This window comes from Myroides sp. WP-1 (assembly GCF_014145635.1).
Classification (GTDB): Bacteria; Bacteroidota; Bacteroidia; order Flavobacteriales; family Flavobacteriaceae; genus Flavobacterium.
On the sequence record NZ_JACHTC010000003.1, the window covers coordinates 72,002 to 90,301 of the forward strand.

Here is an 18,300-nt window from a genome sequence, read left to right on the forward strand (position 1 = left end):
AACCTAAAATATTTTGGTTAAAAAGCTTATTTAAGCTCAACAACAGCTCCAGCTTCTTCCAATGCTTTTTTAAGACCTTCAGCCTCATCTTTAGAAACACCTTCTTTGATGTTTGCAGGAACTGAATCAACCATATCTTTAGCTTCTTTAAGACCTAAACCAGTTAATTCTTTAACTGCTTTAACTACTGCTAATTTAGAAGCACCAGCGTCTTTTAATACTACTGTGAATTCAGTTTGCTCTTCAGCAGCTCCAGCGTCTCCACCAGCAGCTACAACTACAGCAGCAGCTGCAGGCTCAATTCCGTATTCATCTTTTAATATAGTTGCTAATTCGTTAACTTCTTTAACTGTTAAGTTAACTAATTGTTCTGCGAATTGTTTCAAATCTGCCATTTTTTCTATCGTTTAAATGATTTGTAAAAATATAATTTATTAATGTGCGTTCGTTTATGGAACATTCAAACACAAGAATCTTTTTTTATTCTTCGTCTTTGAATTGATTTTGTAGAGCTGAGATAACTCTTTGAGCAGGTGATTGTAGTAATCCGATGATTTCTCCAATAACTTCCTCTTTAGATTTGATAGCTACTAACGAATCTAATTGGCTATCACCGATATAGATTTCTTCGTTAATGTAAGCTCCTTTCAATAAAGGTTTGTCGCTTTTCTTTCTAAAATCTTTGATAATTTTAGCCGGTCCGTTAGCAACGTCCGAAATAAAGATCGCGCTGTTTCCTTTTAATACTGAAGGTAAATCCTCATAGTTTTTCTCAGATGATTCCATTGCTTTAGCAAGCAACGTATTCTTAACTACTTCAACTGTGATACCTGCTTTATTACAAGCTCTTCTCAAGTTTGTAGTAACCTCTGCATTTAATCCTGAAATATCAGCTATATAAAAGATATTAGCATCTGCTAATTTTCCTTTAATGTCTTCTATCGCTACTGCTTTTTGTTCTCTAGTCATACGTAAAAATTTTTTCTACCAATTATACTGCTTTAGGATCTAAAGCAATAGCAGGGCTCATAGTACTAGATATATGAATAGACTTAACATAAGTACCTTTAGCTGCTGTTGGTTTTAATTTGATTAATGTTTGAATCAATTCAGCTGCATTTTCTTGAATCATATCAGCACTAAACGATACTTTTCCAATACCTGCGTGAACGATTCCCGTTTTATCAACTTTAAAATCGATTTTACCAGCTTTCACTTCTTGAACTGCTTTCGCTACGTCCATAGTTACAGTACCAGTTTTAGGGTTTGGCATTAATCCTCTAGGACCTAAAATACGTCCTAATGGTCCTAATTTACCCATAACAGCAGGCATAGTGATGATAACATCAACATCTGTCCAACCGTCTTTGATTTTTTGTAGGTACTCATCTAATCCAACATAGTCTGCTCCAGCAGCTGTAGCTTCAGCTTCTTTATCCGGAGTAACTAATGCTAACACTCTAACATCTTTTCCAGTTCCGTGTGGTAAAGTAACTACCCCACGCACCATTTGATTAGCTTTACGTGGATCTACACCCAAACGTACAGCGATATCAACAGATTCGTCAAATTTTGCAGAAGCAACTTCTTTAATTAAAGCAGAACCTTCTTTTAAAGAATAAAATCTACCTTTCTCAATTTTAGCAGCAGCTTCCTTTTGCTTTTTTGTTAATTTTGCCATTTCTTTTTTCTTTTACAATTAAAAAGGAGCTGTTCCCGTTACTGATATACCCATAGATCTTGCAGTACCCGCGATCATTGACATCGCTGATTCAACAGTAAATGCGTTTAAATCCGGCATTTTGTCTTCTGCGATAGCACGTACTTGTTCCCAAGTTACGCTAGCTACTTTTTTTCTATTAGGCTCACCAGATCCAGATTTCACTTTTGCAGCCTCTAATAATTGAACAGCAGCAGGTGGCGTTTTAACAACAAATTCGAATGATTTGTCTTTGTACACAGTAATTTGTACTGGTAAAACTTTACCGGGTTTATCTTGTGTTCTAGCATTAAATTGCTTACAGAACTCCATGATATTAACTCCAGCAGCCCCCAAAGCAGGTCCAACCGGTGGCGAAGGATTCGCAGCACCTCCCTTAACTTGTAGTTTAACTACTTTACTAATTTCTTTTGCCATTTCTAAAAAAATTTAGCACATCTCTTTTGGAAGCAAAGATGCGTCTATGTAACATTATATTTTTTCTACTTGTGTAAAGCTTAATTCCAAAGGTGTCTTTCTTCCAAAAATCTTCACCATTACCTCTAGCTTACGCTTATCTTCATTTATGTTTTCGATGGTTGCATCGAAACCTTTAAATGGACCATCAGTCACTTTTACTGACTCACCAACTTCATAAGGGATTGCACCTGAATCAACTTTCACAGCTAATTCATCGACTTTTCCTAACATGCGATTAACCTCAGACTCTCTTAAAGGCACGGGATCTCCTCCTCTTGTTTCTCCAAGAAAACCAATAACTCCTGTTATTGATTTAATAGCATGCGGAACTTCTCCTGTCAAGTTAGCCTCAATCATCACATAGCCTGGAAAGTAAACGCGTTCAGTTGTTTTCTTCTTACCATTCTTATCTTCAGAAACCACTTTTTCAGTTGGTACTAAAACTTGCGAAAGATAATCTGACAACCCTAAACGAGAAATTTCAGTTTCGATATAATTCTTAACTTTATTCTCCTGTCCACTTACCGCACGAACCACATACCATTTTTTGACATTTGTATCAGCCATAATATTTTTCTCCTTATGATCTTATCCAATTATAAAACTTCCCTAACAAGTCCCCAAACAAACTATCTACTCCCCAAGTAGCAAGTGCCAATACGATTGCAAAAATTGCAATCACGATGGTATACTTTTGCACTTCAGCCCAAGGAGACCAAGTTACATTTGATTTAAGTTCTGTAAAAGCTTCTGATATGTAATTAAATACCTTTGCCATGTTATATTGTTTTTGCACGGGTGGAGGGATTCGAACCCCCATCAACGGTTTTGGAGACCGCTATTCTACCCTTGAACTACACCCGTTTGTTATAAAAGTCAGCGGTTACCCGCTGACTTTAAAAATTTATTTATACTAAATAATTAGTCTAAAATTTCAGTTACCTGACCAGCACCTACTGTTCTACCACCTTCACGGATAGCGAAACGTAAACCTACTGATAAAGCGATTGGGCTTAACAACTCAACAGTGATAGTTAAGTTATCTCCAGGCATAACCATCTCAGTTCCTTCTGGTAATTGGATTGTTCCAGTTACGTCAGTTGTACGAACGTAGAATTGAGGACGGTAGTTGTTATGGAATGGAGTGTGACGTCCACCTTCTTCTTTTTTCAAGATATAAACCTCAGCTTTGAATTTAGCGTGTGGTTTAACTGAACCTGGTTTACAAATAACCATACCACGACGGATATCAGTTTTGTCAATACCTCTCAATAATAAACCTACGTTATCTCCAGCTTCTCCACGGTCTAAGATTTTACGGAACATCTCAACTCCTGTAATAGTAGAAGTTAATTTGTCAGCTCCCATACCGATGATTTCAACAGCATCTCCTGTATTAGCAACTCCAGTTTCGATACGTCCTGTAGCAACAGTTCCACGTCCTGTAATTGTAAATACGTCTTCTACTGGCATTAAGAATGGTTTTTCGTTGTCACGTACTGGCTCTTCGATCCAAGCGTCAACTTCATCCATTAATTGCAATAATGCATCAACCCATTTTTGCTCTCCGTTTAAAGCTCCTAAAGCAGAACCTTGAACTACTGGTCCATTATCACCGTCATATTGGTAGAAAGATAATAAATCTCTAACTTCCATTTCAACAAGCTCTAATAACTCAGCGTCATCTACTAAGTCAACTTTGTTTAAGAAAACAACAATTCTAGGAATACCTACTTGGCGTCCTAATAAGATGTGCTCACGAGTTTGTGGCATTGGTCCATCAGTAGCAGCAACTACTAAGATAGCACCATCCATCTGAGCAGCACCAGTAACCATGTTTTTCACGTAATCCGCGTGACCTGGACAGTCAACGTGTGCATAGTGACGGTTTTTAGTTTGGTACTCTACGTGAGAAGTATTAATTGTAATACCACGCTCTTTTTCTTCTGGAGCATTATCAATTGAATCAAATGAACGAGCTTCTGAGAATCCTGCGTCAGCTAAAACTTTAGTAATAGCAGCAGTAGTAGTAGTTTTACCGTGGTCAACGTGTCCGATAGTACCGATGTTTAAGTGCGGTTTCGAACGATCAAAAGTTTCCTTTGCCATGATCTAATAATTTAATCTTAGTTATATAATTAGTGTTCAAATATAATAAAAAAACCTGAGCCAATGACGGGATTTGAACCCGTGACCTCTTCCTTACCAAGGAAGCACTCTACCCCTGAGCTACACCGGCTTATGCATTTTTATATTTAGTCGTGGGGAGAGCAGGATTCGAACCTGCGAAGGTTTCCCAACGGATTTACAGTCCGTCCTCGTTGGCCGCTTGAGTATCTCCCCTCAAACCTTTGGTTTTCACTTGTTTCTTTTGAGCCGATGGAGGGACTCGAACCCACGACCTGCTGATTACAAATCAGCTGCTCTAGCCAACTGAGCTACACCGGCATTTTACTCAATAGAAAAAGTCCGCTATTTCTAACGGACTGCAAATGTATATATTTTATTGATTAAAAAAAACAATTTACTGATTTTTTTCCATTAATGTGCTTTCATTTTCTCTTTGTACTTCACAACCATGCGTTCGATAGCATCCGCACCTAAATCAACTCCCTCTTCAAATGTTTTACACGTTTTTTTCGCAAGAATATCATCACCTGGAACTAATAATTTAACCTCAACTGTTTTGTTTTCTTTCTCATTTGTATTTTCCAATTTTAAAAATACGTCTACAGAAATCACTTTATCGTAAAACTTACCTACTTTTAGCATTCTCTCGTTGATAAAATCCACTAGTTTACGATCCACATTAAAATTAACTGCTTGAATGTTTACTTTCATAACGTTTTGTTTTTAAGGTTCTTTATTTGTTTTTCCTCAACCTCGGATGCGTCTTCATATACGTTTCTTTCAATTCTTTTAGATTTACATGCGCATAAACTTCAGTAGAAGCTAAGCTTTGATGCCCCATCAACTCTTTGATCGAATTAATATCAGCCCCGTTTTCTAAAAGATGAGTGGCAAATGCATGCCTTAACATATGAGGACTATTTTTTTCCTTGGTTGTCGTCTTACTAAAATATAAATTAATCACTCGATAAACAAATATTTCATCAACTTTAGCACCCTTACTATCTATTAAAAAATAGTTAATTTCTTGAAAATCTCTCAAAACGTTCGCACGTTCAATCAAATAGCGTTTTAAAAGTGCGATTAAAGTATCGATCATAGGCACGTAACGCACCTTATTTCCCTTTCCAGTGATGCGAATCATTTTGGTGTAAAAATCTACATCAACCACTTGTACTCCACAGAGCTCACTCCGACGTAAGCCCAGACAATACAACATCTCCACAATAACCAAATCGCGCAAAGCATCAAACCCCTCTTGCTCTTCTAAGTCAATGCGAACTGCATCAACTTCTACCATTGAAAAAGGCAATTGCAATTTCTTCTCGACTTTTAAGGTCTTGTGCTGTTGGAGCGGACTTACCTCTACTTCGCTAATTTTCATCAAAAACTTATAAAATGCTTTTAATGCACTCATCTTTCGATTAATGGATCGCTTACTCATACCTGTTTCCATCAATACGACAATCCAAGAGCGAACTGCATCGTATTTGATCAACAAGTAATTCTTTTCACTTTCTTCCAAATAACCCAAAAAAACAGCAATATCATTTTGATACGCCTCTATCGTATGCCGCGAGTAATTCTTCTCTTTCGCTAAGTACTCTAAAAACTTTTCTAAATTTTTGTCCATAAAAAAACCGTTGTAACAAAGATAATACTTTATTACAACGGCCTTATACTTTAATCCTACGTTTAAGACTAGATTTCTACTGAATCTCTTAAGTGTTGGATATATGCAGCTTTTTGCATTTTGTCTCTTTTTAAAACAGACGGTTTAGTAAAGTGCTGACGAGATCTTAATTGACGTAACGTACCTGTTCTGTCAAATTTTCTTTTGTAGCGCTTTAGTGCTCTATCAATATTTTCTCCGTCTTTAATTGGAATGATCAACATGTTTTCATACACCTCCTCTCATTTGGTGATGCAAAAGTAATGCTTTTTTTATACAACACAACAAAAAAACACTTTTTTTCTACTCTTCCCTTTTATTTTACATTAATTTTTCCTTTTGCTAATTCCTTCAGCTACAATTTAAAACAAGTATATTTTAAACTAATTAGCCCCTAACCACAGCTTAAAATCACTTATTCGTTCTCTACTAACCATCACTTCTTCCTTATAATTCAACAACGTTACTTTTAATCGCGATGTAGAAAGGTGAATCATCTGCTCAATAAAATCTATAGCTATAATTTGGTACCGGTTGACTCTAAAAAATTGAGATGGATCTACCATTTTCACAATAGCCTCTAACGAAGATTCGTCTAATAGATGACTTTTTCCTTCCTTCGTTACAACATACACTCCTCTATCTTCTCTATAGAAACAAACCACATCTTCAACCAAGATCATTTTTAATTGCATGCCTATCTTGACCATAAATCGCTTGGGATATGTAGCCTTTGGTATTGTGCGTCTCAACTGCTCTACCTGCTGCCCTATTCGATGGCAATGCGCCTTAAACTTAGTGATCGCCCCCAACAATTCACTGGAGTCTATCGGTTTCAATAGATAATCAATGCTATTGAGCTTAAAAGCTTTTATCGCATAATGATCAAAACTTGTTACGAAAATAATAGCGCTGTGTTGCAGTTCTACTTGTTCAAAAATTTCTAAAGACAAGCCATCTGTCAATTGTATATCGGCAAAAATCAAATCGGGCTGTTCATTTTGAACAAACCAAGGAATTGCTTCACTAACAGAATGCAAGGTTTGTTGCACGCTAAAGCCTAATTTGTCTAACTCGCGTATTAACAATCTTGCTGCGGGTTTTTCGTCTTCAATAATAACTATATTCATCGATATTACTTTTTTTGTAAGGGAATACTCACGCTAAAACTAGCTATTAAATCTTTAATTTCAATTTCTCTTTTGAACAACAATTGACATCGTCTTGATAGATTCGATAATCCTACTCCTGTAGAATACTCCTGTTTTGGTTTACTGTATTTTTGATTTTCCATGACCAAATGTTCCTTCTCCACCTTTAACGTCACCGTTATTTTTCCTTCTGATGGAATTGCGTTGTGCTTAACCACATTTTCAATTAACAATTGCAAGCTCAATGTTGGTATCTGTACCTCCCCCCAATTAGTCACTTCATCGTCAATGAGAAAATCAATGGCTTGATCATATCTAACATTGAGAAGATAAATATAATCTTTGATAAAGGCGACCTCTTCCCCTACGGAACAGGAAGAATTGTCTAAACGTTCCAAAACATAGCGGTATATTTTTGAAAAAGAACGAGCAAATTGTTCTGCTTTAATCGGATCTTCTTGAATCGTGCTAATAAGCACATTGAGATTGTTAAACAAAAAATGCGGTGACAACTGTTCCTTCATATGGGCAATTTGGCTTTTCTGTAACGCAATTTCCATCTCTTTATTTTTAAGTTCTAACGCTCTTAATTGATCGTTGTATGAAAAAACAAAGACAATCATAATAATGAAAAAACTCACAAGAATAACACCTAAAAAATCGCTAAGGTGTAAATGTTCTGTGGTATAGAAGGACTGGAAAGGCACTTGGAAAAAAAACCACAAGAAAAGACTCAAGAAGAAATAGTATGATACAATAGAAACAAATAATCCGTTGGTAAAAAACAAAATATTTCGAACCATTCGACTAAAAGGAATTTTCCTCTTTCGATTTATTTTATTCAAAAGAAGATCTAACAATATGCTTGCACCGACATTTGCCCCATAAATACACACGGTAATCAAAAAAGACAACCATGCATTTTTTGAAAAAAGATAGTCTGTGTAAGACGCATGACTAAGATGTTTAGTCTTGTTAAAGAAATAGTATGAAGTAGACAAACTACTCATCACACCAAAATTAATCGCTAACACACTGTGTCTATACCAATTGATTTTCATTGTTCCTTCTGTTCTTTGTTACTTACTTTTTCTCATAGACTGTTAGTGTTTTCAACGCCCATTCTCTTCCCCAAGATGGATAAAATGGCTCCTGCTCTTTTTGTTGATCAAATAGCTCAATGGATCTTCGCAAATCTTTTATACATTGTTCCTCATCGATTTTCATAAATTTCGAACTATTCAAATAAAAATTCGCCAAAGAATAAACGGCTCTAGGATTATCCGAATCGAGTTTGATTGCCTTTTGATAGGCTGCAATGATTATGGGACTTTGGCTCATGCCTTTGTTCATAGGATCAGTCATAAGGTCAAGTGTTTCATTCATTCCTTGCAATACATACCACTCATCGTCCTTTTTGTCCAACCATCGTTCAATAAGCATGCGATTCTGTTCGACGATAGACGCTACTGTTTCGCTTCTTGGATTTTGGAATCCTTGCGTTATGTTTATCAATACCTGATAATATACAGGAATCCAATCGGCTGGTTTTGCATCAGAGATTCGCTCTAATACAGCTAATGCCTCTTTGGTGTTTCCCTTATGCCATTCATTCATTGCCTTTTTCATTCCCTTCTCATAATTGGTCTGTCCGAAAGACAGGATACTCCAAACACTAAAAAATAAAATTAATACCTTTTTCATTTGATTAAATATTTAAATGTGAAATAAATTAATAGGACTCGTTCAAACTAGAGATTCTCTAACTGGTTTGTTTTTTTGTTGGCACTGATTGTCCACATGAACCCCACATAGACAAATCGTTTAGCAGATGCTTGCACCAAGTCTGGTTGTTGCTTTGTTGTATTAAATTGATATGCGTATACTGGATTTCGCCCCAATAGATTATCGATCGATAAGTAGAGAATTTTTTGAGGTCGTACTAAATAGGCCCAACTCATACTTAAATTGTGTATAGGGCTACTTTTATAGGTTGTATATTCTGTGGTATTTGGAGTGTGAAACAATCGAGGCGTACTGTAATTATAGGTCATACTTATCTGAGATTTCCACGTGTTAATCCAGTATTTTGTAACGATAGATAGGTTGTGTTTCGTTACATAAGAGGGTTGTATATTTTCTTTACTATACATTTCCTTTCTTTTGGAATCCATATAGGTATACGTAATCCAATAGCTGAAATTCTCGATTGTGTTTTGATCTTTCCAAAAAAGATCAAACCCTTTGACGTAACCTTTTCCTTCTTGATTATACGGATTTGTTGAACTGGAATCTACAAGTAACAACTTTGTATAATCTTTATAAAAGGCTTCTATACGCAACAAGCGTTTATTAAAATTGTAGGTATAATTAAGGATATAATGCTGTGCCTTCATCCACTCTTGTGGTTTTACGTCTATCAGGTATTCTGAACTCAACGCTTGGTGAAATACCCCGTAAGATCCTACTAATTGCTGTTTGGAATTAATTTGATATAGCAAAGTAGTTCTAGGTTCAATCACTCCTTGAGATATTGCGGAAAACTTATTTATTCGCACTCCAGCTTTCCATGTTAAATCAGTCGTTATACGCCATTGATTCTCGAAGAAAAAAGCTAGTTGGTTGGCCGTCTTCTCATCTTGTTGTTGTAGTTGCTCTATCGCTTTTTTCACTTTTAATTGTCCTATTTGAAAATCTATCCCCAAAAAAGAGTGCCAACGACCACTCCATTGATAGGATAATTTAAGCTTCTGATTCAAATCCCAATTTTTAGTATTGATGTACTTTTCATTTATCTCTCCACTATAAGTAGAATACCCTATCCCTGTTCCGATATCGACTCGCATAAAAGGGGTTATTTTTTTAAAATACGCACTGTTCATATACAGATTGTTATTGTTCATTGACAGGGCATCAATGCGATGACTCGGGTATCTTTCTTGCTCATACGCTATTGATGAATGATCTATCGCTGCATAGAATTTATACCCTGCGTCTTTAAGTTCTCTTTTATACACTATTTCACCTGACTGTGTTGAAAAGGGTTTCTTGGTTTTATATCGCTGTTCAACAAGTGCGGTATAAGCGCCCAAATTGAGATAATTAACATTGTAAGACAGCGAATTCTTCTTCCATTGATGTGTTTGTCCAAAACTTCCTCCAACGGATGAAATTGAAATATCTTTACGTGAGGGATCGATCTGTTCTGTGGTTTCCATCTCTAATATCCCTGATAATGCTCCTCCAAACTCAGCACTATATCCCCCTGCTGAGAACGACATACCTTTAAATAAAAAAGGATTAAACTTAGATCGTACAGGCATGTTTTCTATTGTAGCGGTATAAGGTTGGAAAACTTTAATGCCATTGACATAAATACCGCTTTCTTCTGCTCTACCTCCGCGAATTAATAATCGTCCATCTTCTCCATTAACCTGAGCACCTGGTAAAGTGCTCAATGCGCCTATTATGTTTCCTGGACTCCCTGCGGTACTCACTACATCCATTGCATTTAGCTCCAATCGTTCGCTGTTCCCTCTCTTGGCATTACTTGTTGTCTTAATGACAATTTCTTCTAAGTAGTCTTCTCCTTCCTCCATCACAAACGAATAGTTACTGTCTTGTGTTACGCGAATAGGAAGTACTATACTGGAATAATTAACGCGCTTCAATTTGAGCGTTCCTTCAACAAGACTGTCTTGTACTGCAAATACAAAATATCCTTGTTTATCAGATAACGCTCCATCGAAACTCTCTTCTATATACACATTAACTCCTTCGATGGGTTTGTTTTTCCTATCTACAACGGTTCCTGAAATTTGAAGAGATTGAGCCTGCAAAAAACTTCCAATTAATAACAACAACAAACTAAATAGTGTTCTCATTTTACGTGTAATTCTACATTAGATTACAAACGTAATTTACCTGTATTGCTCTTCAAAAAAAGTGTGCGCGAATGGTTCTTTTAACTGTCCGAACGGTAGATAACGTTGTATTACTTCTTTAATTCACCGCTTTTGTGGTTGATCATCATCTATTCCTAGTTAAAAAACAAACTTCTTCTACTTGATTGCTACAGAAAATTAATTACAATATTTGATTACATAAAGCAGCACTTCCGTTCTTAGAGCAGGAACTACCATCTATATGGTATTTTATTACTAACGCAATAAAAAAATAGTACTTCCTTTTTATTTTTACATCAAATTCTTAAAAATAGTACAGATGCGAAAAATATTAAACAACACCATATTCAGATTATTGATAGGGGTAGTACTTGGACTTATCCTAGGGAAATATTTAAATGAAACAGGTTTACAGATTACTCTATCAACTCGACATATTCTAGGTCAGCTTATTCTGTTTTTAGTTCCTTTAATCATTTTGGGTTTTGTGGTTTCTTCTATTACCAAACTCAATAAGGATTCTGTCAAGATTATTAGTTTTTCTGTTCTTCTTGCGTATGCCTCGAGCATAGGGGCTGGTTTTTTCAGCTCTACGTTAGGATATGAATTGATTCCCCGATTAGAAATTGCCAATACAGCTGAGGAACTCAATGAAATTCCAACCATGCTATTTACTTTAGACATTCCTCCGGTTTTTGGTGTTATGACTGCACTTACTTTAGCGTTGATGATTGGAATTGGAATTTTATGGACGGAATCCAAACCTTTAGAAAAGGCCTTTGATCAATTTAAAGATATTGTCCTACTATTAGTCAATCGCTTTTTAATTCCCATCTTGCCTTTTTACATTATGAGTAATTTTGCCTTACTGAGCTACGAAGGGTCCATACAATCGCAATTACCCATATTTCTAACTGTCATTTTAATTGTTATTGTAGCTCATTTTGTTTGGTTAGCGGTTCTTTATACACTTGCGGGAATTTACAGTAAAAAGAATCCGTGGGAAGTTTTAAAGCACTATGGTCCTGCTTATTTAACAGCTGTAGGAACGATGTCTTCTGCTGCTACTTTAGGTGTCGCTCTTCATTCTGCTCACAAAAGCAAGGTGTTGAATCCATCCATCACAAATTTCACAATTCCATTTTTTTCCAACATTCACTTGTGTGGTTCGGTACTAACAGAGGTATTTTTTGTCATGACTGTTTCTCAAGTTCTATATGGTTCTCTACCTGATCTGGGAACTATGGTGATCTTTATACTACTATTGGGTATTTTTGCTGTTGGTGCTCCAGGGGTACCGGGCGGTACAGTAATGGCTTCTTTGGGAATTATTGCTTCGGTTCTAGGTTTTGATGATGCTGGAATTGCATTAACACTTACCATTTTTGCATTACAAGATAGCTTTGGTACGGCTTGTAATATTACTGGTGATGGGGCTTTAAGCTTAATGGTCACTAGATTTAATGAAAAGAAAAGGGAAGATGAAATCGGAGTTTCATTGAATACCCCAGAAAAATAACTCAATGAGATATAAATAAAAAGGTCAGCCGAATGGCTGACCTTTTTATTTATATCATTAAAGAAACTAGTCTTTCAAGATGTTTCTAGAAATAACTAATTTTTGAATTTCTGTTGTTCCCTCTCCAATTGTACACAATTTAGAATCACGGAAGAATTTCTCCACTGGGAAATCTTTCGTATATCCGTATCCACCGTGAATTTGGATTGCATCAGTAGAAACCTTTACACATACTTCAGAAGCATACATTTTTGCCATTGCTCCTATTTTTGTCATCGGTTTATTATTATTTTTTAAGAAAGCTGCTTTGTGTAATAACAATTCAGAAGCTTCGATTTCTGTAGCCATATCTGCCAATTTGAATCCGATTGCTTGGAAATCGCTGATTGGTTTTCCAAACTGCACTCTTTCTTTTGAGTATTTCAATGCTGCTTCATAAGCTCCTTTAGCAATACCTAAAGACAAAGCTCCGATTGAGATACGTCCACCATCCAATACTTTCATTGCTTGGATAAATCCTTCTCCAACTTCACCTAAACGGTTTGCATCAGAAACACGACAGTTGTCAAAAATCAACTCTGCTGTTTCAGAAGCGCGCATTCCCAATTTATTTTCTTTTTTCCCACTTGAAAATCCTGGCGTTCCTTTTTCAATTACGAAAGCAGTCATTCCGCGTGAATCACCTTTTTCTCCTGTACGTGCAATAACTACAGCAACATTACCAGAAATTGCGTGTGTAATGAAGTTTTTTGCTCCATTTAATACCCAATAATCTCCATCTTTTACAGCTGTAGTACTCATTCCTCCAGCATCAGATCCTGTATTGTGCTCTGTCAATCCCCAAGCACCAATCCACTCTGCAGTAGCTAATTTTGGCAACCATTTTTTCTTTTGCTCTTCATTACCGAAAGTCAAAATGTGATTTGTACATAATGAATTGTGAGCTGCTACAGATAAACCAATAGATGAATCTACTTTTGAAATCTCTTCTACGATTGTAATGTATTCGTGATAATTCAATCCTGATCCTCCATATTCTTCTGGAACAAGTACTCCCATATACCCCATTTCTCCAAGTTTCTTAAATAAATCAACTGGAAAAATCTGCGCTTCATCCCACTCCATAATGTATGGACGTATATTCTGTTCTGCAAAATCTCTAATAGACTCAGCAATCATTGCTTGAGTTTCATTGTATTCAAAATTCATGGTTGTTTAATTTAATTCCTAATTTCCAAATATAAACTAATTATATGAATCCTGTCAAGTGGAATTTTTTCAATTTCTTTTAATTGTTCTTTATTAACAAAATCACCATGCAAACTTCTGTATTTCACAATCTCTCTTGCGAGATAATAATTCAAATACGGGATATTTTTCAATTCATTTACCCCTGCTTGATTGAGATCAACTTGATTTATTTTTGGAGGAGTGAGAACGGAATACTGTTCTACTAGCTTTTCAACCACTTGTTCTGATAAACCATACACCCATTTGAATTGATCTTGATGTACATATCCTCCCCATCGATCTCTATCTTCAATAATGCGCTTGGCTAATACGGGGCCTATGCCGTAAATTTCTTGTAAACTCTGTTGGGTCGCTTGGTTGATGTCTTTTAAAATTAAGGAGGTGGGTCTTGCTTCTTTTTTAACTTGTAGATATTGTTTGGTTGTATGGTGTCCTTGAGTACCTGATGGAGAACGAAATACAAAATAGGAACTATACTTCTTCATCCATTCATCCGAAACAGCTGTTACCCGTTGAAAGTCTTCCTTGGAATTGATATACTGTTGCTTTTTTCTAAACGCGAATAATCGATCAATTTCTTCGACAGATAGCTCCAGAACATAGCCTTTAAAGTCCGTAATGTAATTCGGGTTAAATGGATAAATCGTATCTTTCTTATTTGCGGCTTGAAGACGCAAACGATCGACTTCTTTCTGAAGTTCTTGTTGTTCTTCAGAGGTTAATGTATCTTGGTATTGTACTTGAGGTCGATAATACGCCATCAGACACAAACTCAAATGGATCGTTAGTACCACAATAACAAGCGCAATAAACCCACGTCTTTGCGATTGTGTATAATAATACCATTGATAGAAATAGGGATTTGATTTCATACACAACAGTTTTTGTGTACTACATCCAAACTTTAGAACGATTAAAGATCAAAAACAGAGCTTCTTTTTGTATACACCAAATCTTTTAGGCGAACAACAAAAGCGAGTGTGAGGTATAAGGCAAAAGCCAGTCCTAAAGTAAAAAAGGAAAGGTAGATAAAAAACAAGCGAATATTAGTTACCCGAATTCCCAAGCGATCTCCCAAACGGGTAGATACTTTGAATCCGTGTTTCTCAAAAAAGTAACGCAAATTAGTTATCATTTTTTCGTTTTTTATTGCAGTACAAATTTAGTTCTTTTTATTTAATATTGCCATACCGATTGCGCAAGACAAACACCTATTGAGATCGCAATATTTCTTTTTTAGTTGAATAATTGCTTGACTATCATTTGCATTTTGAATTTCTACTCCTTCTCGTTTAAACAGATCAGTAATAGCATTCGATTCCGCTTGTAAAAAAGAGCTCATTTCAATGATTTTTTCAACATCATCTACTGCATTTTTATAGCTTGCCCACACATATTGTAAAGGGATAATAGTATTGAGCAGCACTAATTCTTTAAATGCTAAGGTTAACCTTTTCTTATGGGGTTTACTTTGCTTATCAAAAGTATAATGCGTTTCCCAATAGGGGCTAACTGTTGCATCTACTAACTTCAACAACGTTGATTGATCTCTACTCTCCCACAATTGATAAAAGTTGTGCTTCTGATAAAAAAACCACGAAGACAACTGAGCCAATCGGATTGTAGGAAAATTAGCAGGTCTTAGCTTAAAGAAATGCATTGCCTTGTCGTTACGTGGTAGCAATTGATACTTATGTTGATAAAACTTCCATCGCTTGACGAGTTCTTCATAATATCGATCTATTCGGTCATTATTTTCATTTAAAAAACCAGCCATACCAAAAAACAGCGCTTCTATATTGATCAATTCATCACCTTCTTTAAATAACAGCTGAATAGGCAATGCTTTTGCAAGATCAAAAAAAGCGTCTCCATTCATGTTCAATCCAAAACTTTTGGCCACCAAACACAGCAAAACTTGATTCCAATTGAATGTAGTTTCTTGCAAGAGCTGTTCAATTTGTAACGTTTTGTCTTGTAATCGTTCAACGTAGAGTGTTTCCTTCCATTTATGCCAATATACTGGAGTTAAAGCGTTTTTTAACAGGCGCTGGCAATTGATTGTTGATTTAGGAGCAAAGAGCTCTTCGGCTCGTTGCATCACCCCAGTTTGTACGTACTTTGCTACTACCAAGGTTGGTATTTCACTACCTCTAGAATTGTATACGGGTGTATCGTACTCCCAAACCACATGTAAGATCACATTGTCATAGCGGGAATCTCTTTCGTGGTGATGGCGATACCAATCTGAAGATTGGAGGTGAACTTCCACATTACCAGCCCAACGTTGACCATCAAGAAGAATTTGCGCATAGAAAAAATCTGGTCCAGCAAGTGTAGACCATTGTCCCGTATGAATAACAGACAGGGTATGTTTCTGTTCTGTATGCATCGTTAACGTTACAAACAATTGTTTCTCCCACACATATTGTACAAAGGCTTCTTTCATCATCATGGTTTTAGTACGACTATCCTACACCAAAACAAAAATCTATCCAAAACCAAAGCCATAGGTATAAAAAAAGGCTAGCTGATTGCTAACCTTATCTTTTTAACTAAAGAAGTTCCATACTAACCCAAATCTAAAGGTAAAATCCTTGTAAGGATAATTAGGTGCTGTATAATATTTGTATCCAGACATGCTACTGTTAAAGTGCTCAAGGATGAAATAAATACGAGCCGTACGAACTTTCATATCAATAAAAAAGTCGAACACCGGGTAGTCTCCGATTTTTACTTTGTCTTGTACATAGAAATCCCCTATAACGGGATTGTAATCATTTCCGTAGAATTTACTAAAATAGGTAAAGGTAATTCCCGTTTGAAATTTCAATGCCTTATTAAACATTGCTCCTTTGTAGTAAAACGTATTACGCGTTAGTAGCTTTGGTACATTGAGAATTGCATCTGCTTGATCTACTTCTTGGTAAAGGATGGTATTATCTAGTCCAAATCGTCCAAACTTAATTTCTTTAGACGCTTGTAGGGAAAGATAGTTGATTGTGTTTCCATATTGTTTTGGAGTAATCAACAATTGTTTGGCAATTCCAAATTCATTGTAATCAGGATTGTCGTTAGAGAAGTACAACTTATCTTTGATCACTTGATAGCTACCTTCTAATGTTACCCAAGGTGTTGTCAACTTTGCGTCAAATTGATTGATTTTCTCATTGTTGAAACTATTATTCCAGTTGTAGTGCAAGTAGTCACTTTGATATAAATAATAGTTGAGATTTCCCATGCGACTTAATTTCTGGTATCCCGCTTGCAAACCGATATTTTCAGCTAATGAATAATCGATATTAGCCTGTATATTGCTTGTATTATCACTTCCCAATGAATTATACACTAATAGGAAGGCTTTCCAATTTTCTTTTTTATAGGTATACTTTCCTCCAATGAGCGTAATATTCTTTTCAAGTAAATTTGGAATAGTTGCATTGTTAATAAAAGCAACACTTCTATAGTTGTAGTTGTACTTATAAAAATCTGCATACACTTCTACACGGCCCAACAATCCCGATTGAAATGCCGCTCCCACTTTATTAGATAGGGTATAATACCTTGTTTTATTGTCAATCGTCGTTTGAAAAGAAGTTCCAAAACGCTCTTTATCGGTATAGTTGCTATTCAAGTCCTTTTGGGTATACTGAAAGAATTTATCTTCATAGGTAAATTCATGCGTCAATAGAATCCCATTAGCTAGCGAACTGTTTAACTGATATTCGTGATGCAAAAACAAGCGCTTTCCTTTCAACAAGGTTTCTCCATCGCGGAAGTATACGTTTAATCGTTCTCTTTTATTGTAGGGTTTCTCACTTGATTCAAATAAGTCTAAATCGGTAATTCCGCCATTCTCTTGGTTGAGGATATCTTGCGCTACAAAGTGTGTAAATAGCACATAGCGTTTATTGGGAGAAAAGTAACTTCCACCAATTCGGAAGTTTCCAGTAGAAGACAACTGACTCATGTATTTCCCTAGAGAACGAAGTCCTTTATACGCTACAAACATATTGAGGTGTTCACTTGTATTTAAGGTAATAAATGCATCCAAGCTCTGTCCTTGCTTCATCACGGTTTTGTAGTACAACTCCGTACGTGGTGTTGGACTAGAATGGTAGGTAATATCTTCAGCTTTGAGGTAATTAAACTGTTTGGCTTCGAACCCAAAATCAGGTAATACCGCATTAGCTTTTAAGTTGTATTTTAATGTAGCATAGGTTTGCCCTTCATTTGCAAAAGGCAACAAGCCAAAATTGTCTTTTCTCAAGTAATTAAACTTGTAGTAACTTTTGAGCGCTAAAGTGGTATCCACAGAAACCGTATCACGGAGAATCGTAATGATTTTATAGTCCTTCATAGGTGCTATAGAATCTTTCTTTACCTTTTCACGTAAACTTCTTTTTTCCTTTGGTCCCTCTTGAGGGTTTTGGTCGTTTGGGTCGCCAAAATTATAGTTTGGATCATTTGGATCACCAAAATTTGTTGTATTA

At 36.0% G+C, this 18,300-nt stretch carries 20 protein-coding genes and 4 tRNA genes; 1 reads left to right on the forward strand and 23 read right to left on the reverse strand.

What is annotated here, in order from left to right; genetic code table 11:
- Nucleotides 1-26: 26 nt before the first annotated feature.
- The 18 genes from rplL to H4K33_RS03880 form a co-directional block, all read right to left on the reverse strand.
- On the reverse strand, nucleotides 27-395 hold the full coding sequence (gene rplL, locus H4K33_RS03795) for a 50S ribosomal protein L7/L12 (protein WP_182647162.1): 369 nt from the start codon (nucleotides 393-395) through the stop codon (nucleotides 27-29).
- An 85-nt stretch (nucleotides 396-480) separates the two neighbouring features.
- Nucleotides 481-969: a 50S ribosomal protein L10 gene (rplJ, locus tag H4K33_RS03800; RefSeq protein ID WP_182647163.1), complete on the reverse strand. Its 489-nt coding sequence runs from the start codon at nucleotides 967-969 to the stop codon at nucleotides 481-483.
- A 22-nt stretch (nucleotides 970-991) separates the two neighbouring features.
- A complete protein-coding gene (rplA, locus tag H4K33_RS03805) occupies nucleotides 992-1,681 on the reverse strand; it encodes a 50S ribosomal protein L1 (protein WP_002987567.1) in 690 nt (229 codons plus the stop codon).
- An 18-nt stretch (nucleotides 1,682-1,699) separates the two neighbouring features.
- Complete coding sequence (gene rplK, locus H4K33_RS03810; protein WP_182626779.1) at nucleotides 1,700-2,137, reverse strand: 50S ribosomal protein L11; 438 nt, start codon at nucleotides 2,135-2,137, stop codon at nucleotides 1,700-1,702.
- 54 nt (nucleotides 2,138-2,191) lie between these two features.
- Entirely contained in the window at nucleotides 2,192-2,746 is a 555-nt protein-coding gene (gene nusG / locus H4K33_RS03815) for a transcription termination/antitermination protein NusG (protein WP_002987569.1), read from the reverse strand.
- 13 nt (nucleotides 2,747-2,759) lie between these two features.
- Nucleotides 2,760-2,957 (reverse strand): preprotein translocase subunit SecE, encoded by a 198-nt coding sequence (gene secE, locus H4K33_RS03820; RefSeq protein ID WP_002987570.1) that lies wholly within the window; start codon nucleotides 2,955-2,957, stop codon nucleotides 2,760-2,762.
- A 15-nt stretch (nucleotides 2,958-2,972) separates the two neighbouring features.
- A tRNA-Trp gene (locus H4K33_RS03825) sits at nucleotides 2,973-3,043 on the reverse strand.
- 57 nt (nucleotides 3,044-3,100) lie between these two features.
- Entirely contained in the window at nucleotides 3,101-4,288 is a 1,188-nt protein-coding gene (gene tuf, locus H4K33_RS03830) for an elongation factor Tu (protein WP_182647164.1), read from the reverse strand.
- A gap of 58 nt (nucleotides 4,289-4,346) precedes the next feature.
- Nucleotides 4,347-4,418: transfer RNA gene (locus tag H4K33_RS03835), tRNA-Thr, on the reverse strand.
- 23 nt (nucleotides 4,419-4,441) lie between these two features.
- A tRNA-Tyr gene (locus H4K33_RS03840) sits at nucleotides 4,442-4,522 on the reverse strand.
- A gap of 31 nt (nucleotides 4,523-4,553) precedes the next feature.
- Nucleotides 4,554-4,627: transfer RNA gene (locus tag H4K33_RS03845), tRNA-Thr, on the reverse strand.
- A gap of 93 nt (nucleotides 4,628-4,720) precedes the next feature.
- Nucleotides 4,721-5,020, reverse strand: coding sequence for a ribosome hibernation-promoting factor, HPF/YfiA family (gene hpf / locus H4K33_RS03850; protein ID WP_182647165.1), 300 nt, complete (start codon nucleotides 5,018-5,020; stop codon nucleotides 4,721-4,723).
- A gap of 22 nt (nucleotides 5,021-5,042) precedes the next feature.
- Nucleotides 5,043-5,942, reverse strand: coding sequence for a tyrosine-type recombinase/integrase (locus H4K33_RS03855; protein WP_182647166.1), 900 nt, complete (start codon nucleotides 5,940-5,942; stop codon nucleotides 5,043-5,045).
- 68 nt (nucleotides 5,943-6,010) lie between these two features.
- Entirely contained in the window at nucleotides 6,011-6,205 is a 195-nt protein-coding gene (rpsU, locus tag H4K33_RS03860; protein ID WP_182626785.1) for a 30S ribosomal protein S21, read from the reverse strand.
- Between the two features lie 159 nt (nucleotides 6,206-6,364).
- Nucleotides 6,365-7,111 (reverse strand): LytTR family DNA-binding domain-containing protein, encoded by a 747-nt coding sequence (locus H4K33_RS03865; RefSeq protein ID WP_182647167.1) that lies wholly within the window; start codon nucleotides 7,109-7,111, stop codon nucleotides 6,365-6,367.
- 5 nt (nucleotides 7,112-7,116) lie between these two features.
- Nucleotides 7,117-8,193, reverse strand: a complete 1,077-nt coding sequence (locus H4K33_RS03870; RefSeq protein ID WP_182647168.1) for a sensor histidine kinase — start codon at nucleotides 8,191-8,193, stop codon at nucleotides 7,117-7,119.
- Between the two features lie 22 nt (nucleotides 8,194-8,215).
- Nucleotides 8,216-8,836, reverse strand: coding sequence for a tetratricopeptide repeat protein (locus H4K33_RS03875; RefSeq protein WP_182647169.1), 621 nt, complete (start codon nucleotides 8,834-8,836; stop codon nucleotides 8,216-8,218).
- Between the two features lie 47 nt (nucleotides 8,837-8,883).
- Nucleotides 8,884-11,016, reverse strand: a complete 2,133-nt coding sequence (locus H4K33_RS03880) for a TonB-dependent receptor (protein ID WP_182647170.1) — start codon at nucleotides 11,014-11,016, stop codon at nucleotides 8,884-8,886.
- Between the two features lie 340 nt (nucleotides 11,017-11,356).
- Between H4K33_RS03880 and H4K33_RS03885 the strand changes: the two genes are divergently transcribed.
- Complete coding sequence (locus H4K33_RS03885) at nucleotides 11,357-12,556, forward strand: dicarboxylate/amino acid:cation symporter (protein ID WP_182647171.1); 1,200 nt, start codon at nucleotides 11,357-11,359, stop codon at nucleotides 12,554-12,556.
- A gap of 66 nt (nucleotides 12,557-12,622) precedes the next feature.
- On the opposite strand, the gene H4K33_RS03890 is transcribed toward H4K33_RS03885, so the two are convergent.
- The 5 genes from H4K33_RS03890 to H4K33_RS03910 all read right to left on the reverse strand — a co-directional run bounded on the left by H4K33_RS03890 (nucleotide 12,623) and on the right by H4K33_RS03910 (nucleotide 18,167).
- Nucleotides 12,623-13,765 carry an acyl-CoA dehydrogenase family protein gene (locus H4K33_RS03890; protein ID WP_182647172.1) on the reverse strand — a complete coding sequence of 381 codons (1,143 nt, stop codon included), beginning with the start codon at nucleotides 13,763-13,765 and terminating at the stop codon, nucleotides 12,623-12,625.
- Between the two features lie 11 nt (nucleotides 13,766-13,776).
- Nucleotides 13,777-14,679: a helix-hairpin-helix domain-containing protein gene (locus tag H4K33_RS03895; RefSeq protein ID WP_182647173.1), complete on the reverse strand. Its 903-nt coding sequence runs from the start codon at nucleotides 14,677-14,679 to the stop codon at nucleotides 13,777-13,779.
- Between the two features lie 41 nt (nucleotides 14,680-14,720).
- Nucleotides 14,721-14,942 (reverse strand): PspC domain-containing protein, encoded by a 222-nt coding sequence (locus H4K33_RS03900; RefSeq protein WP_182647174.1) that lies wholly within the window; start codon nucleotides 14,940-14,942, stop codon nucleotides 14,721-14,723.
- A gap of 27 nt (nucleotides 14,943-14,969) precedes the next feature.
- Complete coding sequence (locus H4K33_RS03905) at nucleotides 14,970-16,262, reverse strand: DUF2851 family protein (protein WP_255493537.1); 1,293 nt, start codon at nucleotides 16,260-16,262, stop codon at nucleotides 14,970-14,972.
- A gap of 96 nt (nucleotides 16,263-16,358) precedes the next feature.
- On the reverse strand, nucleotides 16,359-18,167 hold the full coding sequence (locus H4K33_RS03910) for a putative porin (RefSeq protein WP_370576661.1): 1,809 nt from the start codon (nucleotides 18,165-18,167) through the stop codon (nucleotides 16,359-16,361).
- Nucleotides 18,168-18,300: the final 133 nt, after the last annotated feature.